The following is a 26612-nucleotide window of genomic DNA, read 5'->3' on the forward strand; positions in this document are numbered from 1 at the left end:
CGTCAATTCGCGAACGCGTCAGGCCGGCCGAAAGCCTGCCTGCACCAGTGCCACCCGCCCTGCTTCCGACGCGAGTGCATCGAGAAAGGCCTGGACCGCCGGCCGCTGCTTGCGCGCCTTCACCAGTGCAAAGTCATAATGCTCTTCAGCAAAGGGAATGAAACCCAGGTTTGACGCATGCGCGACCGGCGCAATGGTCATGCCCCAGTCGGCGCGATGCTGCACGACGGCGGCCGCCACCGCATTATGCGAGCGCGGCTGATTCCAGTAGCCGTCCGGGCGCGCACCGCCGAGCAGCCGGTCGATCAAAATGCGCGTACCGGCGCCCTGGTTGCGGTTGACCATGATGCAGGCGGGATCGGCGAGCGCGGCGCGCACCACGTCTTCTGCACTCAGGCCCTCGAAGCGCCGGTCGCCCTTGCGAAACACGATGCCCTGCATGCGACGCCAGCCCGGCACCAGCTCCAGCCCGTCGCTGAGATAGGGCGTGTTGTAGGTCTCGCTCTTCTCGTCGAACAGATGGATCGGCGCAAAATCGCACTCACCGCGCTTGGCAGCCGCAAGGCCGCCAAGGCTGCCGACGGCAATCGAGCGTACGACGAGCCCGGCATGCGCGAGCGGCGCCGTGACGAGGTCGAGCCCGGTGCAGTGGCTGCCGACGATGACGAGGTCCGGCACCCGCACATGCGGCGTGAACAGCGTCACCTCCGCCTCGCTGCCGGCCGGCATCTGGTCGACCAGCGCATCGATGCGCAAGAAGCCGTCGGCCTGGGCAAAGGAGGTGATGGCGCCGGAGCCCTTGCCCGTGGGGTAGGCGATCAATCCATCCGCGCCTTCGACCAGCGAAACCATGACGAACTCGGTGCGGCCAAGCTCGGAAGCGATCCGCACCGGCACGCGTGCGTTGAGCTTGGCGTCCGAACGCGGCGGCAGGCCAGCCATCCGCCGCAGCACCGGCACGATCATGTCGTGGAAGGTGAACATCGCGGAGGTCGGAAATCCCGGCAGGATAATGACAGGCTTGCCGTCGCATACCGCAAGGCACAGCGGCTTGCCGGGCTTGAGCGCCACGCCATGCGCGATGATACCGGGCTTGCCGAGCCGGCCGATGATCCGGTGGGAGACGTCGCCCGCGCCCTTCGACGTGCCGCCCGACAGCACCAGCATATCGCTGGTCGCGAGCGCCTTGCGCATCGCGTCTTCGAGCTGCGCTTCATCGTCAGGAATGGCGCCGAGAAAGTGAGCTTCGCCGCCATTCTCGGAGATCGCCGCGGTGACGATCGCGCCGTTGGTGTCATAGATCGCCGCCGGCCGTAACGGCTGACCGGGCTGCACCAGCTCGTCGCCGGTCGAGATGATGGCAACGCGCGGCCGGCGCGCGACCGCGACTTGCGCGATGCCGCACGCCGCCAGCATGCCGATCTCGCGCGAGCCGATGACAGTGCCGGCGCGCAGCAGCGCCTCGCCGCAGGCGATATCGGAGCCGGCATAGGAGACGAATTGTCCAGGCGACGCCGCGCGGCGGATTTCGATCGCGCGCGGTCCCGCCGGTTGCGTGTGCTCGACCATGACGACGGCATCCGCTCCGCGCGGCACCGGGCCGCCGGTGGCGATCGGCGTCGCTGTTCCCGACAGCACCGGCCGCGTCGGCGCCGTGCCGCAGGCGATCACCTCGTCGTTCAGCATCACGCGAATCGGCGAAGCTTCGCCGGCAGCAGCGAGATCGACTGAGCGCACCGCAAAGCCGTCGACATTCGAGCGATCGAACGGCGGCACGTCGATCGGCGCCACGACGTCTTCCGCAAGTGCCCAGCCGAGCACGTCGGCGAGCGGGCGGATTTCGCTCGCTATCGTACGCGGGAACAAGGCGGCTTCGAACCGCGCCAGCGCATCCTCGCGCGACAGGATCGTCAGGAACTGATCCTGATCCTGTTCCTTCGTATCGCGATCTGTTGGCGAGGGTGTATTGGTCATTCCTGAACTCTTGTCACTCCCGCAGCATATAGGCGTCGACGAGACTGCCTGCTGCAAATCCTTCAGAGCCGCCCGACACAACGAGCCAGGCGTCGGCACGGACGATCGCCTCCAGCGACAACTCGCCCACCGCCAGCGTGCTCCACGTGTCCTGTTTCCGTTCCACCAGCACGATCTCGGCGATGCCGACCTGAGATGCAATCTTGCGAGCCAGCGGCAAATTGACCGTTCTGTGCGGGCAGCGGCCCGAAAGACGATCGAGCACGGGCAGCACCAGCGTCCACCATGCCGCAAGCGCCTGGTCCGATGCGCCCGGTAGCACTACAGCCGGCGTCTTGTCGACGCGTCCGATGGCCGCCGTGCGCCCGGGCTGCAGCGCAATGCCGTGGGCGAGCACCTCGCCGCGTGAAGCCAACGCCGTTATCGTCGCATCGGTGCGCCCGACGCCGGAGCCCCCGATGATCAGGAGCAGATCACAGGAACTGCTATCGAGCGCCGCACCGATCGATCCGGCATCGCGTCCCGCAGCCGTGAAGGAAACCGTTGCGGCGCCGGCGGCGCGCGCGCTCTCCGCGACCAGATCCGAGGTTACCTGGCCGCCGGGAACGTTGACGACCCGCAGTCGTGGACGGCGGACGTTCAAGCGCTCAAGCCCGGCCGCGCGCGCCATCAGAAGAGCGTGCGGCAGTACCCGCTCCCCGGGCTCTACGACGAGACGGCCCGCGGCGATATCGCTGCCGGCCCGGCGCACGCCCTGCCCCGGTATCGCTTCCGCCAGCACCTGCGGCATCGGCCCGGAAACATCCACGGAATCCAAATCCAGCACGCAGTCGCAGCCATCCGGGATGGCCTCGCCGGCCTCGACCCAAACGGGCGCGGCCGGTAGCGGCAGCGGCGAATAGGAGGACGCGCCGACGAGATCGCGGGCGCAAAGCGCATAACCATCGACCGCGGCGGTATCGCGCCGCGGACAGGCCTTGAGCGGCGGCGTCTCCGCTGCGATGCAGTACAGCGCATCTGCAAGCGCCAGTTCCACCGGCGCGACCGCTCCCACACCGCCAAGCAATGTTGCAACGGCCGCATCGAGCGGCGTGAGGGAAGCTGGCAGGCGCTGGGACGACGTCATGGCCCGGCTATGCCCTGAATCGGGCCGGAAATAAACAGAACCCGCTCGCGTTCTTCCTTCCCCTTTCGGCTGGTTGACGACGATGCGAAATAGTTGCAAATGAGACCAATTGGCGGAGGCAACCGCCGACCAATCGATACGGCCAATCACGCCGATCCTGAGGGAGAAAACGCATGTTCGCCAGGAGCATTTCCAGGCTGGGACTGGTCGCGGCTGCGCTGCTGGCACCAGTCGCGGCGCTCGCGCAAATTTCAGATGACGTGGTCAAGATCGGCGTCCTCACCGACATGACCGGCCCGGCATCGACGCCGACCGGCCAGGGCTCGGTCACCGCCACGCAAATGGCGATCGACGATTTCGGCGGCACGGTGCTGGGCAAGCCGATCAGCATCGTCGTCGGCGACCACCAGCTCAAGCCCGACATCGGCGGTGGCATCGCGCGGCGCTGGTACGATGTCGAACAGGTCGATTTGATCGTCGACGTGCCGGTGTCGGCAGTCGGCCTTGCCGTGCAAGGCATCGCGAACGAGAAGAAGAAACTGTTCATCACGCATTCGACCCTGGCCGCGGACTTCCACGGCAAATCCTGTTCGCCCTACGCGATGCAGTGGGTGATCGACACCCGTTCGCTCGCGGTCGGCACTGCGCAGGCCGTGGTGAAGCGGGGCGGCGACAGCTGGTTCTTCATCACCGACGACTACGCCTTCGGCCATTCGCTGGAACGCGACGCCTCCGCCGTGGTCACCAAGAATGGCGGCAAGGTGCTGGGCTCGGTGCGGCCGCCGCTCGCGACGCCGGACCTGTCGTCGTTCGTGCTGCAGGCGCAGGCCTCCAAGGCCAAGATCATCGGCATCGCCGCCGGCCCGCCCAACAACATGAACGAGATCAAGACGGCTGCCGAGTTCGGCGTGTTCAAGGGCGGCCAGCAGATGGCAGCCCTGCTCGCGCTGATCACCGACATCCATTCGCTTGGACTACCGGCGGCACAAGGCTTGTTGCTGACGACCTCGTTCTACTGGGACATGGACGACAAGACCCGCGAATGGTCGAAGCGCTATTTCGCCAAGATGAACCGGATGCCAACGATGTGGCAGGCCGGCGTCTATTCCTCTGTCATGAGCTATCTCAATGCGATCAAGGAGGCCGGCACCGACGAGCCGCTGAAGGTGGCAGCGAAGATGCGCGAGAAGCCGGTCGAGGACTTCTTCTCCCGCAACGGCAGACTGCGCGAGGACAATCTGATGGTGCACGACCTCTGGCTGGTGCAGGTCAAGAAGCCGGAGGAATCGAAATATCCGTGGGACTATTATCAGATCCTCGCCAAGATATCAGGCGATGAAGCGTTCGGCCCGCCGGACCCGGCCTGTGCAATGGCGAAGAAATGAAGAGCGAATAGTGAGTGGCGAGTGGCGAGTGGCGAATACGAAGAAACATCTATTCGCTACCCGCCATTCGTTATTCGCCTATTCACCACCCCCGCCTCTTTAAAATACTTCATCACCCCCGGATGAATCAGCTCCGCGTTCGGCGCGGCCGCGACCGTGTTGACGGCCGTGGTCTCACAGGCCTGCGGCAGCTTCTTGCAGAGGGCAGCCTCGGCTCCGTGCAGCGTGCGCGCGAGGCGATAGGCGACATCGTCCGGAAGGCTTTCGCGTACCAGTACAAAACTCCACGAGCCAATGGAATCGATGGCGGCCGGCTGGTTCGGATAGCTGTTGGCCGGGACCGTCAGCGGCTTCAGGAAGGTGTGCTTGGCACGGACGCGCGCAATCTCGCCGGCATCGGGCGCGATGAAGCGCGCGCCGCCCGGCGCCTGCGCGACAGCGGCAAAGCCGGGCCAGCCGATGCCCGCGCCCCACAATGCGGCGGCGCGGCCGTCCTGCACCATGGCCGGGCCTTCTCCGGCGCGGTCGAGATAGATCGATTTGAAATCCTCGTCCTGCTTCAACCCGATGCCGTCGAGGATATAGCGCGACAGGATCGGCAGGCCGGAGCCTTTGGCGCCGAAGGCAACCGGCTGGCCGACCAGATCCCTGATCGTCTTGTAGGGACTGTCCGCCCGCACCACGAACATGCCGGGGCTGGAATACATCGCGGTGAGGATCTTCAGCTTTGTCGGCGCCCGCCCGATGCCCATGAAGGCCTCATAGGCCGGCTCCCCCGCCACCAGTGCGATGTCGAGCTGGCCCGCCTCCAGCAGCGGGATGTTCTCGTTGGAGCCCTTGGTGTTGCGCGCCTCGATCGAAAGCGCTGGATCGGCCGCATTCATGATTTCCGCAAACGCGCCCCCGTAAACCGGGAAGCCGCCGCCCGGCGTCGCAGTCCCCAAGCTGATCGTGATCTTGGTAATGGCCTTGCCTCCCTCCTGCGCCCCGGCGTTGCCCGCAAGCAGCAGGCCGATGCAGGCAATCCAAGCGAGTTTCATTGTTGGCCTCAAGCGTTCCAGGACGAATGATGCAACGGAGGTTGTAGGCAAGCCCGGCCGCTTGTGAAAGCGCGTTTTCCGCCCCAAACCCGGCATTGCCGTATCGCTGTCATGCCTGTAAACGATGGCGGCACCGTTGCCGGCCGCCCTTCCCGCGGCCGTCTCGCGGCGGGGCCTGTAGCTCAATGGTTAGAGCCGGCCGCTCATAACGGTCTGGTTGCAGGTTCGAGTCCTGCCGGGCCCACCAGCGAACTCAGTTGCTTATCCGGCCTTGTTTTGCCGCAGCGGGAGTACCGCACCAGATACGTGCGCTTTTCGTTCGCTGCGTCCGCGCATAGCGATCTTTTCGACGCCGCGCTCCGTCACCTTCAATGTGCAGGGCTTTCGTGTCGCCGTGAACAAATACACCGGCGAACTCAGGATTCTCAGAAGCGTGCAGGCGGCCGATGCCGGCCGTGTCGCCAATCCGATGCAATGCCGCGGCCAAATCGAGGGCGGTGTCGCGCAATCGCTGGCGTCCGACAAATAGTCGGGATGGGTGTCCGTAGGTGGACTGCGACCCCGATTGCGAGCACCACAGCATGTCTTTGTGCTCTAACGGCCTCATGGTTCTCCTCTCAAAACTTTCGCTTGATCAAAGGTTGCGCACAACCTTTCGCTGCAGTTAGCACAAACTTCATTGGCAAAACCGCTAAGGTTGTGTTCTAATCAACATGCTCGTTTCCCGGTTCCCAGCCCCCTTTAAATATCGGCGGAACGGGCGGCCCCGGCGCAGTCCCCCAACCATCTGCGTCGGGGACCTTAGTGCCTGCGAACAAGGCAATGCGAAAAGTCCCCATTTCCGGCAGGTCGTAGGGTCGCCTGCATTGCGCATGCGTACCAACGAGCTGCCGACGCGATTTGCTTAGACTTGGGGCATGTGGGTAGACTTTCTTCGAGAGCGCTTCGCTTCCGCAGCCATGTTTTCTTTCAACCAAGGACCTCAGCAGCATCGCCGCCGGGTGCTCGGTCTTGCAATCGCGAAATGGCAGCAGTGCTTTGCCTTGCCGACGCTCATATCGCTCGGCCTCGCCGCGCCGGCTTGGGCCCGGACGGGGACGCAGACGCCGTTCGCCACTACCAACGAGCCGGCGACATGGATCGGCGGTACCGGGACAGATCAGTGGAACAATCAAAACAACTGGCAAACCCAGTCAGGCGGCCATGCTGTGCCGCTCCTGCTTGCGAACTTCACTAATCTGGCTACGGCGGCCAACAGGTCGGTCCGCGACCAAAACAATCAGTCCATTGGCACGCTCAATTTCACGGCCCCGAGTTATGTCCTGAGCCTGGAGAACGGCAATATTTTTACCGTCAACGCCACCGGCTTCGTGATCAACGATCCGGCCAATAGGCCAATCGTCAACGTCGGCGTCGTCAACGGCGGCACCATCAAGTTCACTAACGCCTCCACCGGAGACGTGGCGAAGTTCGTGATCGCGTCAAACGGTACCCTCGTACATGTCGGGTCGCTCGACGACAACCGGAATGACGGCAGGTGCGATCGACAACGCAGGCAGGATCTTTGTCGCCAGCAACGATGCCACTAGCGTCGGCAATGCCCTCACCGTCTTCGGGACCTATAATGGCCTTGGAGGTTCGATCTACCTGAGAACGGACCTTGGGCCCGACAATTCGCCGTCCGACAAGCTCATCATCGGCGGGAGCAAGGCCGTCAATGCTGCCGATGGTCCGGCCCAAGCCATTGGCAACACCCTTTTGCACGTCACTCCCGGTCCGAACAGCCCCGGCGCCTCCACGACCGCGAATGGCATCCTCGTAATCGAAGCGGTCAAACGGCGGCACGACCGCCGAGAGTGCTTTCACACTCGCTGGCTAGGTGCGTGCCGGGTTTTACGATTATCGTCTCTACCGGGGCGGCTTTAACGGTACCAATCCGAACGACTGGTTCTCGCGCTCGATTTTCAACGGAGGTAACGGCAACGGCGGCAATGGCAATCGCGGCGGAAACAGCGGCAACGGCAACGGCGGCAACGGGCCGATCACGCCGCCCACCGAGTTGCCGCCAGAGGCACTGCCGGACGATTTGCCGCCGGTGCTGCCACCGGGTGTCTATCCGATCATCGGGCCGGAGATTGCGACCTATGGCGCGGTTCAGCCGACGGCCCGGCAGCTTGGGCTAACCGCGCTCGGCACCCTGCATGAGCGCATCAGCGACACGCTCGCGATCGGAAATGTTGGAAGCGCCTGGTCGACAGCTCAGTGTGGGGCCGCGGCTTCGGCCAGCAGATCAACAATCGCTATCGCGCGTTCGCCGATCCTCGCACCAATGGCCAAGTGGCCGGTTTCCAGAGCGGCAACGATCTGTGGCGCGGCAGCCTGCTGCCGGGGCACCGGGACGGCGCCGGCATCTACTTCGCTATGCCAATGCCAACGTCGACGTGAACGGCCTCGTCACTAACGACGCAGCGACCAACTATATGGTCCGCAAGACGGGGAGCCTCAATCTCAATGGTTGGTCCGGCGGGACATACTGGACGCATTACGGTCCGACCGGCTGGTATCTTGACGCAGTGTTACAGGCGACTGCCTATCAAGGCACCGCATCGACGATATTCGCCAGCCTCCCGACCAAGGGCATCGGCTTCGTTTCCTCGCTCGAGGCCGGCTATCCTATCCCGGTGCCGGCGCTCGGGCCCGGCTTCGTGCTGGAGCCGCAGGGCCAGATCGTCTGGCAGCACGTGTAGTTTGACGGTGCCAATGACGGACTGGGCAACGTAGCACTCGGCTCGACGTCGGGCGCGACCGGTTCGGTCTGCGGGGTCGATGGACCATTGTCAGCAACGGCGGACTGGTCTGGCAGCCGTATGTACGGGCCAACCTCTGGCACGACTGGGGCGCGCGAGCGACCACCACGTTCTCCGGCACCGATCTGGTTCCGTTGTTAGAGCAAGGGGCACAACTTGACCTGAACGCGGGCGTGACCGCCAAGGTGAACTCCGGGCTGAGCCTCTATGCTCAGGCCGGTTACTAATTCGCCGTTGCGCACACCGATGGCAACAAGCGCGATGGCATCCGGGGAGACTTTGGTCTGCGCTACTCGTGGCAACGGCGTTAGGGTTGCGAACAGATCGAAACGCAAACGACAGGCAACCACGCGATAGCCCCAAACCGCCTACGACATCCTCAACCGCGCAGGCGTTTTCCCGATGGGCCCGCGCAAAGGGTTTTGACGGCTATGCTGTTCGACCCGGTCACCACCTCGGGCATCGATCGGCAAGCCTCCTGGTCGATCCTCAACCGGCACCGAGCGCCAGAACTGCCCCAGTGGGCGTGCTCAGTGTCGCGCAACGGCGATACGGCTGAGCCGCGCTATCCAAGAAGCTGAAGCAGCAAAGCTTACAAAACCGTACGATTGGGAGGGGGGAGCGCTACACTCGGTGTTCATCCCGAACAGGGCGGCAGTCTTGGTTTTGCCGAGCGTAACTTCTATTGAACCAAGCAAGGCGCCGTCCATGCGGGGCGAACGCCTTCAGATGCCTCGCCCGACCGCGCTGGCGGAGTGACCGCGCAATTTCGGCAGGCGCACCGAAGAGATGGGTGTAGCCCGCAACGTCGGCAAAGGCCCCATCAATGCGAAATCGGCTCGGGCATCGACCGTTCAGGGTCTCGTAGTCGCGGTCTTGAACCATAACGTGGCGTTGAAGAGATCCGTGTTCGCCTGATCCGGCGTCGCCGATGGCGTCACTCTGTGATCGACCACCAGCAAATGCGGTCCCGCCTTCACGATGGGTATGGATGCGATGCCGTCAGCGTCGGTGGCAAAGCGAGGGATATCCTGCTCCGCCACCGCCGTCATACCGTCGCCCCGCTCGACATCGATTCCGGAAAGCGGTTTGCCGTGAAACAGCACTTTGAGGCGCAGGGTCTGTCCTGGTTTCGCCAAGTCTGGATCGGATAGCGGAATGATTTCCAGATCGTGCCCGATCACTTTCTGCCACGGTGCGTCCGGCCCAGTCAGCGCCTTGGCGAATTTCCCCGACCACATGCTATCTGCCCCATCAGGAACGAGGCGCCGCGTCGCGTTCCGATAAAGGCCGTCGGCCGTCTTGATCCAGAACCCGTTGTCGTAACGCGCAGCCAGCAACAGATTTCCGCTGTCTGCGATAGGTTTGGACACAACCACGGGGGCGCCGTGGTCCTGCGCTGGCGTCAGGTCGGACAACAACGACGTAGTGCCGGCAGACGCAATCGCGACAAGATCGAGGATCTTGTCCGCCATGGTCGGGGGACGATCGCCTGGGTGACCATAGTTGACGACGACGCGGCGGGAGGCAGCTTCACCGGAGAAGGTCAGCCAAACATCGTGGGCCGAAGCGAAGTTGGCCGGCACCAGTGCGGCGGCGGCCAAAAGCAAAGCGCTGCGGATGCGAAATGGGTTCAAGCTCATTTGGTGACCAATGTTGGAGGACCCGAAGCAACAGCGGTCGGAAAGCGGTAGGTGAGCCCAGCGAGGACAACAACGGCCGGTGGCGCGCTGACGAAAATATCAGACGAACTCGCTCCCGTAGGATTGCCGAAACTGATTGCAATTTCGCTCAGCCGATCACCGGGATACAATGTCGCCTGCGTGAATGCCGTCCAGCCGCCCGGCCAGGTGTAGGCCAGTTTGCCGGTGATACGCGAGAACGGCGAGGTCGCGATCAAGCCATCCTGCGTAAGGTTCTTCTTGCCGACAAACGTCACATAGGCACTACCCGAAATCGCTTGCGCATTCGCGGTCGCAACGTTGAAGTCGACACCGACGTTGGCAACATAGTTAGGCACATTCGGAACGAAGAATGAGGGAGCCGCATCGAGCAATCGAGCTCGGACGTGGCTGAAGTTCGCGAATAACGAGATACTGTTTGCAGGTTCCTGAATGACGAAGAAACGCCCGTCCAAATCGAACCCGTCGCGACGTGCCTTGCCCAGGAAGGTCACAGGAAGTCCGGGAGCCGCTTGAAATGATTCGTTTTGAGAATCCGTCGTCCAATAGCTGGCGAGGAACCTGAAACGGTCGAAGGTGAACTGAATTCCGCCTTCCCTGCTGACAACCTTGAACGGCTGAATCCCGGGATTACCGATCAGCTCAAGGGGCACGTCGATGCTGCGGAAACCCTGTCCGTAGTTCGCAAACAATTCAAGCCACTTCACCGGGGTGATCGCGACGCCTGCCTTCGGACTCATAATGCCAATCGAGATATTCGGCGTATCGCCAGGCGTGATGCGGTCGCGGATATCATAGTAGAACTGGTCGAAGCGTCCGCCGGCGGTGAACTTCAGCCATGACAATGGCTTGATCTGAATCTGGCCAAAAGCCGCGAGGTTGGTCTCTGTCAATCCGAGATTGGCCACCGGCGCTCCGGTCACCGCCCGGGCCGTGGTCGGCGCCTGGAATGCGTTGATATTGTCCGAACGCCAATTGCTTCCGATCAGCAGCTGCACCGGAATATCATTACCGATAGCGCCAGTCCACACCTTGGTGACGCGCCCGCCGACCATTGTCCGGTCGTCATGCTGCCATCGCTGCCCCCCGCCGAAATCAGCGTAGCGGTTAAAATGGTCATGGCTGACGAACAGCGTACCTTTGAGCTCCTGATCTTGTGGTCCGGTGGCATAATTGATGACGAAATTCTCAAGCTGCTTGTTACCGCCGTCGGTCGGATTGGTGGCCGAGCGCTCCGATATCAACCCGGCTTCAATCGCGTCGCGGTTGGCGTAGCCGGGCGCACCGAAGGTCGTGCCATAGGCCTGCGCGCGAAACGAAACCGTAGCTCCGTCGGGGAGCGTCGTCGTCACCTTGTTGAACGAACTGTAACGGTCGATGAAGCTGTTATCGCGATAGCCGTCGGTACGATACCCCTCCAACGCGATGTAGGGCAGCCACGCGCCCTGTGTCGTGCTGTACGTGCCCAAACCGCGCGCGGTGCCCTGGGTGCCGCCTGATGTGCCGGCGCTCGCGAACGGTTCAGCGGTCTTGGTCGTAATGTTGACCGACCCGCCGAGATTGGAATCGCCATATTCGACAGCAAACGGACCGCGGACGATTTCGATGCTCTTCACGGTCTCGGGCAGCAAGATGTTCAGGTCCGCGTAGTTCGGCGTGTGCAGCGACGAGACTTCGTTCACCGGAACACCATCGATGAAATAGGCGATGTCACGCCCGTGCTCCGCCTCCGTGTAGCCGCGGAGCGAAAGGCCATAGCCGATCGCGCCCTGTCCAAAGTTCGAGACGTTGAACCCAGGCAGAGACCGGAACAGGTCGCCATAGGTTGCGATGGGCAGCTGGCCGATTCTGGGAACATCCAGTACCGTCGTCGCCGCAGGTAACGCAGTCACCGAGCTCGACAGATCGCCACGGCCAGGCGTTGCCGCTGGATCACCCGAAAAGCTGGAAGAGGCCGGCTGTCGACTGACAGATTGCCCCCTTTGTGCAGAATGGCGGATGCGCTGCTGGCGCGCCGCGCGCTCCGAGCGTTGCGCTCGTTTCTTTGTCGCCTGGTCGGGAGAAGTAATCGTTACTGGGGGAAGCAGGCTGGCTCCCGGTTCCGCCCGGACCACTTGTGCGTACGTCGAATGAGTCAGGACGACAATGGATGTCGTCGCGAAAAAGAGGCGCCACGAGCTTTCTATGCGATGCCATGTCCGCATGATCGGACGATCAAACCGGTTGTATCTTCTTATTGCACGACCTGCACGGTAACGATGCACGTATGACTTCTCAATACAAATCATACAGCGCGCGCACGTTCGGCCCGTGGCACCCGGATTGCTGCGAGCCACAACGACGGCATGTTTCATCTGAATGCCATCACCACCGTGTATTCAATTGCGGAGCTGTCGTTCAGTTCTCAGCGGTCAACAGCCGTAGGGCAACGAAGAAGATCCCGCACTCGTGGCTTGCCATTGCCCCAAGCCGTGTGCGCTGGGTCAATGGGGTTTCCAGATGGGCGCCTCAGTGAACAGACCGCCCTCGGCGAAGCCGATGCCGTAGATCAGGACAACCCCGAAGAACAAGCTAACCAAACCCGACGCCGCGCGGAGTCGCCAATTGAATTTGGGCAGATTGACAGCCGTGCAGGTAAACGGCGCCGACAGGATTAGCGTGACCAGCATCATTCCGGCGATAGTTCCGAGCCCGAACAGCAGCAGATACCCGAGCGCGGCTACCGGTTCGCGGATGATGGACAAGATCATCAGGGCGATGGCCGCCGACCCGGCCAGGCCGTGCACGAGGCCTACCACGAAGGGGCGCAGCCAGCCATAGAACGCGGTCCGGCTGAGCCCGCTGCGGTCGAGCCGCGCCAGCGGCGTACGCTCATCGGCGTGTCCATGCGCGCCGGGGCCATGACCGTGCGGGTGCCGGTGCACGTAGTCGCCGTGTGCGTGGAGATGATCGTGGACGTCGAGCTCATGTGTGCCACGGACAGCCGCATGCGCACGGGCCGCACGGCTCATGCCTGTCAAGGTGAGAACGCCAAGCAGGACGAGCATGATACCGACGGCAAACTCCATCGACAAGCCGAGACGCGGCGGAATGACGACCCCGAACACGATGATTGCCGCGCCGACCGCGATGACCGTGACTGTGTGTCCGACGCCCCAGGCGGCGCCGATCAGCACCGAGCCCGCCACGCTGCGCTCGCGACTGACGATCGTCGCAATGGCCGCCACGTGATCGGCGTCGGTCGCATGCCGCATCCCGAGGAAGAAGCCGAGAAACAGGAAGGATATGACGCTGAGGGCGGCTTCGGTCATTGCGCACATTTCAAGATGGCATCGAAGCCAAGGACTTTTAGCGCCGATAACCCAGGACGATAGGTCCCCTCTCGGTAGCTGGTCCATCAGGGCTTTTCCGATAGAAGAACGGGGGAGAACCCTGATTGACCCGTCCAGTTGTGGTGCATCTAATGTCGAATGGCTGCCGTTGCACGGAGATTCTGACGACCGCTCCATGAGGCGACCGCCAACTAGCTCAAACGTGCCCCTGCTTTTCCCAAGTGAGACAAGCCAGGCAGGGTCCGGAGGATTGCATGCAGCTCACTCCGAGAGAGTTCGACAAGTTGCTCGTCTACATGGTGGCAGATGTCGCGTTGAAGCGAAGAGCCAAGGGTCTTAAGCTCAACTATCCCGAAGCCGTGGCTGTCATCTCAGCGGTTGCTCTTGATGGTGCGCGCGCGGGAAAAACAATCGAAGACGTAACCAAGGAGGCGCGCACCGCGCTGACTAAGGCTGATGTGATGGATGGCGTCGCCGATCTTATTCCGATGGTGCAGATCGAGGCAGTATTCACCGACGGCAGCCGGCTCGTGACGGTGCACACGCCCGTCCAGTGAATGCCTGACAGGAGGCCAACATGGCCGGACCAAAAGTAGGCCCCGCTGTTGCTGCAAATGTCGATCCGGCGACGGAGGGCGTGCCAGTCGGCGGCTACGTGTGCAGCTCGGCGGCGATCACATTCGATGCCGATCGTCCGGTGACGACGCTTAAGGTGCGCAACTCGGGTGACCGCCCGATACAGGTCGGATCGCACTTCCATTTCTTCGAAGTCAATCGTGCGCTGGAATTCGATCGCGCAGCGGCCTTCGGGCTGCGCCTGAACATTCCATCATCGACGGCAACGCGGTTCGAACCCGGTGACGAACGTGAGGTTCAACTCGTTCCCTACGGCGGCAAACGCGCCGTCTATGGTTTCAACAATCTCGTCGATGGTCCAACCGCAGGCCAGGACGCCGCTACGTCCAAATCCAAGGCGGTGGCGCAGGCGGCGAAGCGAGGCTTCCGCTCGATATAGGACGTGAGGTCGCGTCGAAAGGCAAAACTTGAACGAGGGCCGAAATGGCTACCGTGTCTCGGAAAGAATATGTCGGCCTCTTTGGTCCAACGACGGGTGATCGCATCCGGTTAGGCGATACGGGTTTGTTCGTTGAGATTGAGCGCGACTTACGTGGCGGCTACGGCGACGAGCTCGTCTTCGGTGGCGGCAAGAGCATGCGTGAAGGCATGGGCATGGACAATCAGGTGACGCGAGCGGGCGGTGCTCCTGACCTCGTGATCACCAACGTGACTGTGATCGACGCGGTTCTGGGCGTTGTGAAGGCGGATGTGGGAATCAAGGACGGCCGTATCAGCGCGATCGGCAAGGCCGGCAATCCGCAGACGATGGATCGCGTTACTCCTGGTTTGGAGATTGGCCTCGCCACCGATGCTATCTCTGGCTCACATCTGATCCTGACGGCAGCCGGGATCGACACACACATTCATTTCATTTCTCCACAACAGGCGGAGGCGGCGCTCTCAAATGGAACTACGACGTTGATCGGTGGCGGTACCGGTCCTTCGGACGGCTCCAACGCGACGACGGTGACCTCCGGTCCCGGAAACATTAGCATGATGTTACGCGCGTTCGAAAACTGGCCGCTCAACATCGGCATTCTCGGCAAGGGGCACGGACACGGCAAAGCGGCTCTGGTTGAACAGATCGAAGCGGGCGCCGTCGGCGTGAAATGTCACGAAGATTGGGGCACCACCCCCGCGGTGCTTCGGTCCGCGCTAACCGTCGCAGACGAGACGGACACTCAAGTGTGCATCCATACCGACACGCTGAACGAATCCGGTTTCGTCGACGATTCGATCGAGGCGTTTGAGGGGCGGACGGTCCATTCATTTCACACCGAAGGGTCCGGCGGCGGCCACGCGCCTGATATCATCAAGATCGCAGGCCTTGCCAACGTCTTGCCGTCTTCGACGAACCCCACGCTCCCCTACGGCATCAATTCGCAGGCGGAGCTCTATGACATGATCATGGTGTGTCATCACCTCAGCCCCGACATCCCGTCGGATGTTGCATTCACTGAGAGCCGCATCCGCGCTGAAACCATCGCCGCGGAAAACGTCCTTCAGGATCTCGGCGTAATCTCGATGTTCTCCAGTGATTCGCAAGCCATGGGACGCATCGGGGAATGCTGGCTGCGTTGCATCCAGACCGCCGATGCGATGAAGACCGGGCGCGGCAAGCTGCCGGAGGATGCGCCCGGCAATGATAATTTCCGGGTGCTGCGCTACGTGGCGAAGATCACCATCAACCCTGCGATCACACACGGTATTGCCGACGAACTGGGCTCGGTCGAGGTCGGCAAGATCGCTGACCTTGTGTTGTGGGAGCCTGCATTCTTCGGCGCCAAACCCAAGATCATCATCAAGAACGGCTTTATAAGCTGGGCGGTGATGGGCGATCCAAACGCCTCGCTCCCGACGCCGCAACCCACCTACTATCGACCCATGTTCGGTGCCTACGGCGATGCGTTGGCGGCCAACTGCATCACATTCGTCTCCGGCGTCGCTCATGCTGGCGGAATCAAGGAGCGGCTGGGGCTTCGCCGGCAGGTTCTGCCGGTGCGCAACGTGCGCAAGATCGGCAAGCGCGATATGCTCCGAAATGCCGGGACGCCGAAAATTGAAGTAAGCCCGGAGACCTTCGCCGTTACCGTCGACGGCAAGCACGCAACCGTGCAGCCCTTGACGACCGTCTCGTTAAACCAGAAGTATTTCTTCAGTTGAGGAAGGTGCCGTGATCCTTATCAAGACCATTCTGGGCAACATCGGCGATCCCGAATGGGCCGCGCGCTTGTCTGCCGCGGAGAGCGACTTACTGGAGATCGACCAGTGGGAAGCGCAGAAAAGCCGCTTCCGCAAGGCGACTGCAAAGGGCGTGGAGATCGCGGTCTCAATCGACCGCGGCACCCATATCCGCGATGGAGATGTGCTGCTCTGGGATGCCAAGGCGCTCTCGGCGCTGGTCGCGAGAATTGAGCTGCGTGACGTGATGATCGTGCATCTGGGCGATCTAATGAGCCTCGTGCCGGAAGTGGCAATGCGCACATGCGTTGAACTTGGCCATGCGATGGGTAATCAGCATTGGCCGGCATTGGTCAAGGGCAACCTCGTCTATGTCCCGCTCACCGTCGATCGGAAGGTGATGGCGTCGGTCATGAACACGCACCGTTTTGAGGGAGTCCACTTCGAATTCGTAGCCGGCCGAGAGGTCGTTCCCTATCTCGCTCCGCATGAATCACGTCGGCTTTTCGGTGCCGCGGAGGGGCCGGTACATTCGCACACGCATGAGAGCTATGCCGGTGTCGAGGCCGAGACGGGACGCGTGTACGGACATCCACCGACGCACGTCCACACCCATCCGGGAGCCGCCGCTCAGAGACATCCACCGCCGGCAACGGCCGGCTCTGCACATGACCATCGAGAATGATGGCGTCGGGGCGACGAGCAGCACCGCATTCCTCTCGCGGATGCTGCAGTTTGGTGACTCGATGTTTCCCATCGGCGCGTTCGCGTTTTCTTCCGGCTTGGAATCCGCCATTCAGCAAGGCGTTGTCACCGACGCGGCAACGCTTCGAGAATTCGCGCGCACCGCGCTGGAGCAGGCGGCGCGTGGTGACTGCATCGCGCTGATCGCCGCGCATCGCGCAGCCACTGCCGGTAACCTCAAGGCCCTCGCCCGGATCGATGCGCAGGTGTACGCGCGCAAGCTTTCTGACGAAGCGCGGACAATGTCGGTTCGCATGGGCAAGAAATTTACCGAGCTCGGTGTGGAGGTGGTGGGCGCGACGCTGCTTCGCACCTGGCGTGAATGTATTGAAGAATCAGTTACGCCCGGTTGCTACCCGGTAGCGCTAGCCATCAACTTCGCCGTGCAGGATCTGCCTGCTAGCCAGGCGTTTGTCGTGCACCAGTACGGCGTTGCGGCAACGATCCTCGGTGCGGCCTTGCGATTGATGAAAGTCAGCCACATCGAGACGCAGAAGATTCTCTATGAGCTTACCGGGCAAGCGTCAACGACGTACGAGACCGCCGCAGCAGCGCGGCTATCGGACATGGCAGGTTTTGCGCCGTTGACGGAAATTCTGGCTGCCGTTCACACTAGAGCGCATGTGCGCCTGTTCATGAGCTGACGTTGAAGGGAGCTTCTGATGTCAAAGATTATCACGCGCATCGGCATCGGTGGCCCGGTCGGGTCAGGCAAGACCGCGATCGTGGAAGCCATCACGCCGCGCTTTCTCGATCTCGGCATCAAGGTGCTTATCATCACCAATGACGTGGTGACGACCGAAGACGCCAAGCACGTTCAGCGCACGCTCAAGGGTGTTCTGCTCCAGGAACGTATTATCGGAGTCGAGACGGGCGCCTGTCCTCATACCGCCGTGCGCGAAGACCCAAGCATGAACCTCGCTGCGGTCGAGGATATGGAACGGCGCTTTCCGGATAGCGACGTCGTGCTGATCGAAAGCGGTGGCGACAATCTGACGCTAACCTTTTCGCCGGCGCTGGTAGACTACTTCATTTATGTAATCGACGTCGCCGCGGGCGACAAGATCCCTCGCAAGAACGGACCAGGGATCACCTATTCAGACATCTTGGTGATCAACAAGACAGATCTGGCCCCCCATGTCGGCGCTAGCCTTGACGTGATGAAGCATGATTCGCAAATGATGCGCGGTAGCAAACCGTTCCTGTTCACGAACTGCAAGACGGGAGAAGGCATTCCGGAGTTGGTCGCGCTGATCGAGCGGGAGTTCCTGTTCGACATCAACCCACGCGCACGGCGCTCAGCATGATACCGTCGGCCTTCCCTCACTGGGCACGCGCTGAAGCGCTCGGCGCATCGATGCAGGAATTCGCCTCGTTTCAGGATGAACCACCGCAGATGCGCAGCGGCACTGTTGGCAAGTCGGGATTCCTCCGCCTGGATTTCGAGCACCGCTCCGGCAAAACGATCCTCGCAAACCTGGAGCGCCGCGTTCCCTACATGGTACAGCGCGCGTTGCATTGCGACGAACAATTGCCAGGTTTGGCCTACGTATTCTTGATCACCACCACGGGCTGCCTGCTGCAGGGAGACAGACTCGCTCTGGACATCAACCTTCATCCCCGCGCGCAGGCTCACCTCACCTCCCAATCCGCAACCAAAATCCATGCGATGGACGCCAACTATGCAGCGCAAAGCCAAACTATTGCACTTGCCGATGACGCATACCTGGAGTTTCTCCCTGAGCCCGTGATCCCGCACCGGAACGCACGGTTTATTAGCGACACACAAATCTCCGTCGCTCCGTCGGCTACATTGCTCCTTTCGGAAGTCATTCAACCGGGCCGAAAGCACCATCATCCGGACGAGTGCTTCGGAGCGACCGTGCTGTCGGTATCAACGGCAGCGGCGCGGCCCGATGGGATCTCCTTATTCGCAGAGAAGCTGGTAATCGAGCCGCGGCGATATGCGATGCGGCAGACTGGCGTGATGGGCTCCTTTGATGTGTTGGCCAACGTGATCCTGTGCACACCCAAGGACAAAGCCGAACGTATCCACGAGCGCGTCGGAGCCGATGTGAACCTTGCGGAAGGCGCGGCATTCGGCGCTTGTCGCTTGCCCAATGATGCCGGCCTGATCTTCAAGGTGTTGGGCCGCGAAACGGCGCAAGTGAAAGCCAAAGTGCGCGAGTTCTGGAGCGTGGTACGTCAGGAGATCACCGGCGCCGCGCTACCTCCGCCCTATCTATGGCGCTAGCGGACGGTGCCAACAGGTGATCTCCAACAGTGGTGTCGACACGTTCGAGGAGGCAGCAATGGAAAAGATCTTGGCAAAGTGGGAAAGCCTCTCCGCATCGTCAGGTGTATTGCGGTTCCTGGACATCAATTTGCGCAGCATCGGTCAGGTGATGTTTCAGAACAATCCGCTAACCGGCATTCTCTTTCTGGCCGCGATAGCCTGGGGTTCATATGCAGCCGGCGTCCCCCGGGTGGTGATTGCGGGCGTCCTCGCGGTCGTCGTCGCAAACCTGACGGCGCAGCTGCTTCACGTCGATACCGAGTCGCTTCATTCTGGGCTCTTTGGCTTCAACGGCATTCTCGTCGGTCTTGCGCTGGCGACTTTCCTTGCTCCCGGGCCGCTGCTTTGGGTGTATGTGATACTGGGAGCGGCCGTGTCCGTCGTCGTGATGCTTGCCACGACCAACGTCGTTAGGCCATGGGGTGGCGCTCTCACATTTCCGTTCGTGCTCACAACGTGGCTTCTGTTGTTGGCCACGTATGGATTTTCCGGGCTCGCGGGAACGGCACTGCCGTCCGGCGGTGTCGTAACCGCGTTCCAACCCTACCAGGCAAGCCCGCTTCAACTGATCGACCTTGCTCAGGGCGTGTTCCTGAGCATTTCACAAGTCTTCCTTAAAGCCAGCGGCATCGCGGCGCTGCTCCTGCTGGCAGGTTTGGCCGCGAGTTCGCTCGCAGCCGCCACCTTCGCTCTCGGAGGTTCGATACTGGCAGTGTTGACAGCTCATCTTTTCGGAGCCGAGAGCGACCTGATCACCGGCGGTCTCCTCGGATTCAGCCCGATCCTGACGGCGATCGCACTTGGTACCGTCTTCTATCAGCCGAACTGGCGCGTCGTGGTCTACACGGCCCTCGCCACGGTGTTCACGGTAATCACCCAATCAGCCTTAAACGTCGCGTTGACACCATTCGCCATTCCGGCGCTTACGGCACCTTTCGTGCTGGTGACGTGGCTGTTCCTGCTGCCGAGGCAACGTCTGGAGGCGGCGCGTGCCGTTGCCCGGGTCAAGAAACCTACCGCCGTAGCCTGATCCTCATCACAGTCGCTCGGGATGACAGGTACAGGCACGGCGGCGACAACGCCGCATACAGGTGTTCTACGCTCAAGGATGGCGCTCATCGTGATTTGGCTGCCGTTGGGTCTGTGAGGAGTGAGATAACGATAGCTCAAACATCCTCGGCTTTTGTCGGAGAAGTGGACCATGGGACTCATCGGCATATTGCTTGGCTTAGCGCTGCTTATGTGGCTCGCCTACCGGGGGTGGAGCATTCTGATGGTGTCTCCAATAGCGGCGCTGATCGTGGCCGTGTTCTCGGGAGAACCGCTGCTCGCCCACTGGACGCAGACCTTCATGCCGGGAGCGGCGCGATTTGTGGCGCAATGGTTCCCCCTGTTTCTGCTTGGCGGGCTGTTCGGCAAGCTCATGGGCGACAGCGGCTCGGTCAGCGCCATCGCGCAGTATTTGACCAAGAAGTTAGGAGCCAGCCGCACGATGCTCGCGGTGGTGGCAGCCTCCGCGATCGTGACCTATGGCGGCGTGAGCGTGTTCGTCGCGTTTTTCGTGCTGGCCCCGCTGGCTCACGAAATGTTCCGGGCCGCGAATCTACCGCGCCGGTTGATACCGGCGGCCGTCGGACTAGGTGCATTCACCTTCACCATGTCGGTGATGCCGGGAACGCCCTCGGTCAATAACGCGATTCCGATGCCGTATTTCGGCACCACCACTTTTGCGGCCCCGGGGCTGAGTCTCATCGCGTCGGCCATCATCCTTGTCTTCGGCATGTGGTGGCTTGGCCGTGCCGAAGCGACCGCGCGCAAGACTGGCGAAGGTTACGCTGCCGAGACGGGAACCGCTCCCGTCGTCAACGAGATGGTCCGCGAGCAGGCGGCGCCGGCGGGCGACTTCGATCCGGCCGAGTTACCGCATGGCAAGCAGGCCGAGAGCGGGCCGCCCTTCGCCCTGGCCATGCTGCCCATCGTCGTCGTTATCGTCACCAATTTCCTGATGGCGCTCGTCGTATTCCCGCGGCTCGATTTTTCGTTCCTGTCCGAGCCCCGCTGGGGCGGTATTACGATCGGCGCCGTGTCCGGCGTCTGGTCAGTCTTGGTAGCTCTCGCGTTGGCAAACCTGACCGTCATCCTCATCAACTTTCGACGCTTGCCATCCGCGCGCGAAACTCTCGACGCGGGTGCGAATTCTGCCGCCTTGCCGATGCTGATGATCGCCAGTCTCGTCGGCTTCGGCGCGGTCGTTGCCGCAGTGCCGGCATTTGCGCTGGTTCGCGACGCGGTATTCTCGGTCCAGGGAGGACCGCTGGTTTCATTGGCACTCTCCATGAATGTGCTGGCGGGACTGACCGGTACTGCTTCCGGCGGCATGGCAATCGTGCTCAATGCATTTGGCGCGGACTTTATGCATCTTGCCACCGAGCATCGCATCGATCCCGAGTTGATGCATCGCATAACAACAATGAGCGCTGGTACCCTGGATGCGCTTCCCCACAACGGCACGGTGTTGCTGCTACTGCAAATCAGTGGCCTGACTCACCGTGAAAGCTATCTGGACATGGTGATGACCGTGATTGTCAGTTGCGTTATCGCACTTGTTGCTGTCCTGATACTGGGTTCGGTTTTTGGATCGTTCTGACGACAGTAGTTGCCATTAGTTCGGAAGATTGTAGGCCCATCGGGCAGCCAGGTTCAGGATCAAGGACAACGAGAATCCCAATTCCAGAAGCAATCGCCACCGCTAGCCCGCCGGCTCAGATGTGCAGTTATCCAGTCGGTTAGGCTCTCAAATTGAAATAGCATGTCGAATCAACGGTCAAGGGTGTTCACCATACGGCGAGACTAGGCCATGAGGTGCTCGCGACAAGCTGCTGGACAAAGTTGAGGTCTGTCGGAATCGGGAGGCGCGGGCGTATGGCGAGAGCGCGATGGCATTCATTCTCTACCTGCGGCCTTCTCCTCGGAATACTGTTCTTTGCCGCCTCTCTGACGCCGTCGCTGCTGCCGCGAAGTTTTCTGACGCAGGGCGTTGTCTCGGGATGTTCTCTGACGATCGGATACGGCATCGTCGTATTCGCCCGTTGGCTCTGGGCCTATATAGAGCTCCCTCAGCCTAAGGGCCGCCTCATGCAGGTTGTGCGGCTCACCGCCGCGATCAGTTGCACGGGAATTGCGCTCGCCTCCCTCTGGCAGGCGGCGGGATGGCAGAATTCGATCCGAGAGCTAATGGAAATCGAATACGTCGAAATGGCGTATCCATTCGAGGTAGCCCTGATTGCACTGGCGGTCTTCGCAATCCTGCTGGCGCTAGCGCGGTGCTTTCGGCTGACGCTCCGCTTCGTGGTTATAAGAATTAACCGCCTTCTGCCGAAGCGGGTTTCCCACATCATTGGCATCATCGCCGCGCTTGCGCTGTTCTCATCGGTTATCAATGGACTTCTCTTCCGGGTCACCCTGCGCGTCGCAGATGCGTCTTACCGGGAATTCGACAAACTGATCGAACCGGAGATTGGGCCACCGACGGACCCTCTGAAGACGGGCAGCAGCGCTTCCCTGCTGGCTTGGCATGAGCTCGGACGGGCGGGACGGGAGTTCATCTCTTCGGGAGCGACCCGCGCGGAGATCAGTGCATTCTCGGGCAGGAGATCGCTTGAGCCAATTCGCGTCTATGTCGGACTAAGATCGGCAGACACGCCGGAAGCGCGCGCCAAGCTCGCGCTGGAAGAATTAAAGCGCGTCGGCGGGTTCGACCGGTCCGTGCTTATCGTGGTGACGCCGACCGGCACCGGCTGGGTGGACCCAGCGGCGTTGGATAGCGTCGAATATCTGCACCGTGGTGCCGTCGCGAGCGTTGCCCTGCAATACTCCTATCTTGGGAGTTGGCTGTACCTGCTTGTTGGAGCGGACTACGGCGCCGATGCTGCACGCGCGCTCTTCACGGAGGTTTACGGATACTGGACCACGCTTCCCAAGGACAAACGGCCACGACTCTATCTGCACGGTCTTAGCCTTGGCGCCAAGAACTCCGAACAGTCGACAGATCTGATTGAAGTATTTGACGACCCGTTCGCCGGAGCACTGTGGAGCGGCCCGCCTTATTCAAGCAAGCTCTGGCGTTTCCTCACCGACCGTCGCAACCCCGGATCGCCAGCTTGGCTTCCCCGGTTCCGCGACGGATCGTTCGTGCGGTTCATGAACCAGGACGGAGACGCAGCCGGCCCATTCTCGGCTCCGAATGCCTTATGGGGGCGGATGCGGGTCGTCTATCTCCAATATGCAAGCGACCCCGTGACCTTCTTCGAGTACCGCAGCCTCTATTGCGAACCAGATTGGATGAAGCCGCCCCGCGGCCCGGACGTGTCGCCGCAATTGCAGTGGTACCCGGTCGTAACTCTTCTTCAACTGGCAGCGGACAAGTTCGTGGCGACCGCAGCGCCGATCGGCCACGGCCACGTCTACGCCCCTGCGCACTACATTGACGCGTGGATCGAGGTGACGGATGCTCGCGACTGGTCCCCGGACGAGATCACGCGGCTGAAGCAACACCTCTCCAGGCCGTAATCCGCGACCGCTGTTCCAACAACAGCTACGCGGAGACGGACTCTTGAGCGCTCCTATCGAGACCCCCATCAATATTTCCAAGCCACGCCTCACTCCGCTGACCGCGATGCGATAAAGATCTCACGGCGCGACCAATTTCTTGCGGATGGCATAACGGACCAACTCGGCCGTCGACGACATGCCGAGCTTGCGCATTGCCGAAGCACGATGGGTTTCGACTGTCTTCACACTCAGCTTCAGTATTTCGCTCATGGACCTGTTAGTGTGCCCTTCCGCAATCAACTGAACCACACTCTGCTCGCGCGGCGTGAGCAGTAGGTCCGATTTGTTCTGCTTGTTGATCTGGTAGTCGTGGAGCAGCTTCTCTAGTAAGACGCTGGTGAAGTAAGGTTTGCCCTCGAGCAGCGCCTCGATCGCGGAAATCAGGTGTTTCCTGGCGTCCGATTTGAACAAGAATCCACGGACGCCCGCCAGAATGGCTTCGGTCAGCAGTTCCTCATTTTCGTGCATCGTCAGGATCAACACTTCCGTACGCACATGAAGCGACCTGAGACGGCGGCTGACCTCCAATCCGTTCATGAGGGGCATCGAATAATCGACGATCACGATGTCCGGCCTCGTCTCCAAGGCCAATGCGACGGCCTGCTCGCCATTGGTCGCCAGGCCAGTGACGATCCAGTCGGAGCGCGTTTCAACGATCGCACGAAGTCCGGAACGCACGACTTCATGATCATCCGCAATCAAGATGCGTTTCACGGCGTCGGTCCCGTAAGCCAGCCCCCCGCTGTGGGGATGACCAGCAGCAAAGTCGAACGATCATACCGATCGTCGCTCAAAGCATTATCCAACAAAACCCTGAGAATTCCAGGCGAATGTACTGAAATGCCTCCCAGCCCCGCGGGGCAATGCTGCGCCTGCCCGGCGGCAACACGGCGGAGCAACGCTCCTCAGACAGTGCAATCCTCGTCGTTTCCAGTTGCCGATCCTCTCTGCGTCCGCCAACCAACCGTCATGCCTCGACCAACCTTGCCCGAACCGCGTATCGCACCAGCCCCGCGGTCGAGTTTACCTCCAGCTTGCGCATCGCGGCCGCCCGATGCGCCTCGGTCGTCTTGACGCTGAGGTTCAGGATGGTGCTGATGCCCTTGTTGCTGTAACCCTCCGCAACCAGCTTGACGACAAGCTGCTCTCGCGGCGAGAGCCCCCGGTGGATGTCTGCATCGGCACGCGATCCGATATCCCATTCATCAACGCAGCTTTTGCTGCAGAACGGCTTGTGAACCAAAAGCGAGTCGATAGCCGCCAACAGCAGTTTGTTCGCGTCCGACTTCACTAGGAACGCGCGGGCTCCGGCTTGGAAGGCCTCTTGCGCGAGCAGACCGGAGTTGTGCACCGTGAAGATCAGCACCTCCGTCTGCAACGGATGATCCCTGATTCGTCGGGCAACCTCCACCCCCGTCATTCGCGGCATCGAGAAATCGACGATGGCAACGTGGGGCCGGCTCTCAATCGCAGCGGCAACTGCCTTGCTGCCGTCATTTACCTCGGCGACGACTTCCCAATCGACCCGTTGTTGTAGAACCGCTCGCAGCCCCGACCGCACCGCTTCGTGATCGTCAGCGATAAGAATCCGCTTCATGGCAGAACACTCCAAGTCGTCTTGCACGGTGCCAAGCTCGAAAGGCGGCAGAAACGGCGGCTTTCCGCCGGTCACGAACGGTTCCTGTTTTGGTTCTAATGGGTGCCTGTATGAGTCGTGATGACTGAGGTGGCCTTTCGTCGGTTGCGCCTGTTGGTAAGAAAATCGTGCGGAAACATAGCGCACAACACGGTACCCGAGCGCCGCATCGCCGGACCGGAGCGGATCTCAAGCGTGCCTCCGATCTGCTGCAGCCTCGCTCGCATCGCGGGAATTCCAACACCAAGCGAAATTGCACTGGTATCGGGGCGCGACGTGGCAACAGGCATACCGCGACCGTCGTCACTGATCGTCAACCGGACGCGACCGTCAGCTACCTCAAGGGCGATCTCCACCTCCGTCGCCTTCGCATGACGGAAGACATTCGTGAGGCCTTCCTGGACGACCCGCAGCAGCGAGCGCTGTTTCTCGTGAGGCAATCGATCCACGTCCGGCGCGATCTCGGTGCTGACCTCCAGCGCCGTGCGTGCCGCGAATCCCTTGGCGTAGTGCTCGATCGTGGCTTTCAGTCCGTCGATCGTCAGGTCCTGTGGGTACAATAGATAGGCAAAGGCCCGGATCTCCCTGAGCGCTTCATCGATCGATGCGTCGATTTCGTCGCAAAGCCGCTCGGCGTTGATGGGGTCGCCCAAGCTGGCCCGGATCCGCATAAGGCCCAGGCTGGCTGCGATCAAATGCTGACAGGTCGAATCGTGGAGATCCGATGCGATTTTTTGCTGGATATCCTCCTGAATGGAAACCAGCCTGACATTCATCCGCGCGTCGACGATCCTCTCGCCCTTAATGGAGCCTTCGCTCAGGATACGATGACTGCCTATCAGGCGAACCATGCTGCCTGTTGCGGCATCGCAGATCGGAGCGACGGTCGTCTCGATTGTTCGTCGAGGACCGCCAAGCGCGAGGCGATGACGAATTCTGACTTCTGCTCTCTCAGCCAGACATGCGTGCAGAGCTTCGCAAACGTGCCTAGCATCTTCCCTACTCAAACAGGCAGAGACGTCCGTCTCCCGAATTTCCTCCGACGAGACGCCAAGAAGAGATTCAAACGCCGGATTTATCCTTTCGTACGCAAATCGCCCCCGGCGCAAAGGGCGGACTACAAAGAGAAGATCGGCTGAGAACATCCAGTACAGGCGGTGGCTCGTTTCTTCCGGACCAA

At 61.3% G+C, this 26612-nt stretch carries 25 protein-coding genes, 1 tRNA gene and 2 pseudogenes; 18 read left to right on the forward strand and 10 right to left on the reverse strand.

What is annotated here, in order from left to right:
* Positions 1–18 precede the first annotated feature (18 nt).
* Both RX331_RS32030 and RX331_RS32035 read right to left on the reverse strand, forming a co-directional pair.
* Positions 19–1974, reverse strand: a complete 1956-nt coding sequence (locus RX331_RS32030) for a molybdopterin biosynthesis protein (RefSeq protein WP_317253581.1) — start codon at positions 1972–1974, stop codon at positions 19–21.
* 13 nt (positions 1975–1987) lie between these two features.
* Positions 1988–3100 carry a molybdopterin-binding protein gene (locus RX331_RS32035; protein WP_317253582.1) on the reverse strand — a complete coding sequence of 371 codons (1113 nt, stop codon included), beginning with the start codon at positions 3098–3100 and terminating at the stop codon, positions 1988–1990.
* Between the two features lie 173 nt (positions 3101–3273).
* Between RX331_RS32035 and RX331_RS32040 the strand changes: the two genes are divergently transcribed.
* The gene (locus RX331_RS32040) at positions 3274–4485 is read left to right on the forward strand and encodes an ABC transporter substrate-binding protein (RefSeq protein WP_317253583.1); all 1212 of its coding nucleotides are present in this window, start codon (positions 3274–3276) and stop codon (positions 4483–4485) included.
* A gap of 56 nt (positions 4486–4541) precedes the next feature.
* On the opposite strand, the gene RX331_RS32045 is transcribed toward RX331_RS32040, so the two are convergent.
* Positions 4542–5525, reverse strand: a complete 984-nt coding sequence (locus RX331_RS32045; RefSeq protein ID WP_317253584.1) for a TAXI family TRAP transporter solute-binding subunit — start codon at positions 5523–5525, stop codon at positions 4542–4544.
* A 171-nt stretch (positions 5526–5696) separates the two neighbouring features.
* On the opposite strand from RX331_RS32045, the gene RX331_RS32050 reads away from it, so the two are divergent.
* The 7 genes and pseudogenes from RX331_RS32050 to RX331_RS32080 all read left to right on the forward strand — a co-directional run bounded on the left by RX331_RS32050 (position 5697) and on the right by RX331_RS32080 (position 8559).
* Positions 5697–5772, forward strand: a tRNA-Ile gene (locus RX331_RS32050).
* A 102-nt stretch (positions 5773–5874) separates the two neighbouring features.
* Positions 5875–6045, forward strand: a pseudogene (locus RX331_RS32055) (molybdopterin cofactor-binding domain-containing protein); the annotation flags it as partial.
* A gap of 397 nt (positions 6046–6442) precedes the next feature.
* A complete protein-coding gene (locus tag RX331_RS32060; RefSeq protein ID WP_317253585.1) occupies positions 6443–7114 on the forward strand; it encodes a hypothetical protein in 672 nt (223 codons plus the stop codon).
* Positions 7053–7451, forward strand: coding sequence for an autotransporter outer membrane beta-barrel domain-containing protein (locus RX331_RS32065; RefSeq protein WP_317253586.1), 399 nt, complete (start codon positions 7053–7055; stop codon positions 7449–7451). The genes RX331_RS32060 and RX331_RS32065 overlap by 62 nt, the downstream gene beginning before the upstream one ends.
* A gap of 336 nt (positions 7452–7787) precedes the next feature.
* Entirely contained in the window at positions 7788–7970 is a 183-nt protein-coding gene (locus RX331_RS32070; protein WP_317253587.1) for a hypothetical protein, read from the forward strand.
* Positions 7967–8272 (forward strand): autotransporter outer membrane beta-barrel domain-containing protein, encoded by a 306-nt coding sequence (locus RX331_RS32075; protein ID WP_317253588.1) that lies wholly within the window; start codon positions 7967–7969, stop codon positions 8270–8272. Before RX331_RS32070 ends, RX331_RS32075 begins: the two co-directional genes overlap by 4 nt.
* Before the next feature lie 104 nt (positions 8273–8376).
* The gene (locus tag RX331_RS32080) at positions 8377–8559 is read left to right on the forward strand and encodes an autotransporter domain-containing protein (RefSeq protein ID WP_317258285.1); all 183 of its coding nucleotides are present in this window, start codon (positions 8377–8379) and stop codon (positions 8557–8559) included.
* A 627-nt stretch (positions 8560–9186) separates the two neighbouring features.
* On the opposite strand, the gene RX331_RS32085 is transcribed toward RX331_RS32080, so the two are convergent.
* From RX331_RS32085 to RX331_RS32095, 3 genes are all read right to left on the reverse strand, one after another.
* On the reverse strand, positions 9187–9969 hold the full coding sequence (locus RX331_RS32085) for a DUF4198 domain-containing protein (RefSeq protein ID WP_317253589.1): 783 nt from the start codon (positions 9967–9969) through the stop codon (positions 9187–9189).
* A gap of 2 nt (positions 9970–9971) precedes the next feature.
* The gene (locus RX331_RS32090; protein ID WP_317253590.1) at positions 9972–12218 is read right to left on the reverse strand and encodes a TonB-dependent receptor; all 2247 of its coding nucleotides are present in this window, start codon (positions 12216–12218) and stop codon (positions 9972–9974) included.
* Positions 12219–12497: 279 nt separating this feature from the next.
* Entirely contained in the window at positions 12498–13325 is an 828-nt protein-coding gene (locus RX331_RS32095; protein WP_317253591.1) for a hypothetical protein, read from the reverse strand.
* 275 nt (positions 13326–13600) lie between these two features.
* Between RX331_RS32095 and RX331_RS32100 the strand changes: the two genes are divergently transcribed.
* The 10 genes from RX331_RS32100 (at position 13601) to RX331_RS32145 (ending at position 23754) form a co-directional block, all read left to right on the forward strand.
* Positions 13601–13903 (forward strand): urease subunit gamma, encoded by a 303-nt coding sequence (locus RX331_RS32100; protein WP_317253592.1) that lies wholly within the window; start codon positions 13601–13603, stop codon positions 13901–13903.
* Positions 13904–13923: 20 nt separating this feature from the next.
* Entirely contained in the window at positions 13924–14361 is a 438-nt protein-coding gene (locus RX331_RS32105; RefSeq protein WP_317253593.1) for an urease subunit beta, read from the forward strand.
* Between the two features lie 44 nt (positions 14362–14405).
* Entirely contained in the window at positions 14406–16127 is a 1722-nt protein-coding gene (locus RX331_RS32110; protein WP_317253594.1) for an urease subunit alpha, read from the forward strand.
* A gap of 10 nt (positions 16128–16137) precedes the next feature.
* On the forward strand, positions 16138–16830 hold the full coding sequence (gene ureE / locus RX331_RS32115; protein WP_317253595.1) for an urease accessory protein UreE: 693 nt from the start codon (positions 16138–16140) through the stop codon (positions 16828–16830).
* A complete protein-coding gene (locus RX331_RS32120; protein ID WP_317253596.1) occupies positions 16814–17533 on the forward strand; it encodes an urease accessory protein UreF in 720 nt (239 codons plus the stop codon). Before ureE ends, RX331_RS32120 begins: the two co-directional genes overlap by 17 nt.
* A gap of 18 nt (positions 17534–17551) precedes the next feature.
* The gene (gene ureG, locus RX331_RS32125) at positions 17552–18196 is read left to right on the forward strand and encodes an urease accessory protein UreG (RefSeq protein ID WP_317253597.1); all 645 of its coding nucleotides are present in this window, start codon (positions 17552–17554) and stop codon (positions 18194–18196) included.
* Complete coding sequence (locus RX331_RS32130; RefSeq protein ID WP_317253598.1) at positions 18193–19143, forward strand: urease accessory protein UreD; 951 nt, start codon at positions 18193–18195, stop codon at positions 19141–19143. Before ureG ends, RX331_RS32130 begins: the two co-directional genes overlap by 4 nt.
* A gap of 58 nt (positions 19144–19201) precedes the next feature.
* Complete coding sequence (yut, locus tag RX331_RS32135) at positions 19202–20215, forward strand: urea transporter (protein WP_317253599.1); 1014 nt, start codon at positions 19202–19204, stop codon at positions 20213–20215.
* 171 nt (positions 20216–20386) lie between these two features.
* Positions 20387–21832, forward strand: coding sequence for a GntP family permease (locus RX331_RS32140; protein WP_317253600.1), 1446 nt, complete (start codon positions 20387–20389; stop codon positions 21830–21832).
* Between the two features lie 275 nt (positions 21833–22107).
* Positions 22108–23754, forward strand: a complete 1647-nt coding sequence (locus RX331_RS32145; RefSeq protein WP_317253601.1) for an alpha/beta hydrolase — start codon at positions 22108–22110, stop codon at positions 23752–23754.
* A gap of 120 nt (positions 23755–23874) precedes the next feature.
* Here RX331_RS32145 and RX331_RS32150 read toward each other — a convergent pair whose 3' ends face one another.
* The 4 genes and pseudogenes from RX331_RS32150 to RX331_RS32165 all read right to left on the reverse strand — a co-directional run.
* A complete protein-coding gene (locus RX331_RS32150; protein ID WP_317253602.1) occupies positions 23875–24510 on the reverse strand; it encodes a response regulator transcription factor in 636 nt (211 codons plus the stop codon).
* A gap of 253 nt (positions 24511–24763) precedes the next feature.
* Positions 24764–25393: a response regulator transcription factor gene (locus tag RX331_RS32155; RefSeq protein ID WP_317258286.1), complete on the reverse strand. Its 630-nt coding sequence runs from the start codon at positions 25391–25393 to the stop codon at positions 24764–24766.
* Between the two features lie 95 nt (positions 25394–25488).
* Positions 25489–26283 (reverse strand): sensor histidine kinase, encoded by a 795-nt coding sequence (locus tag RX331_RS32160; RefSeq protein ID WP_317258287.1) that lies wholly within the window; start codon positions 26281–26283, stop codon positions 25489–25491.
* Positions 26284–26322: 39 nt separating this feature from the next.
* A pseudogene (locus RX331_RS32165) lies at positions 26323–26577 on the reverse strand (PAS domain-containing protein); the annotation flags it as partial.
* Positions 26578–26612 lie beyond the last annotated feature (35 nt).

This window comes from Bradyrhizobium sp. BWA-3-5, from assembly GCF_032917985.1.
Taxonomy (GTDB): Bacteria; Pseudomonadota; Alphaproteobacteria; order Rhizobiales; family Xanthobacteraceae; genus Bradyrhizobium.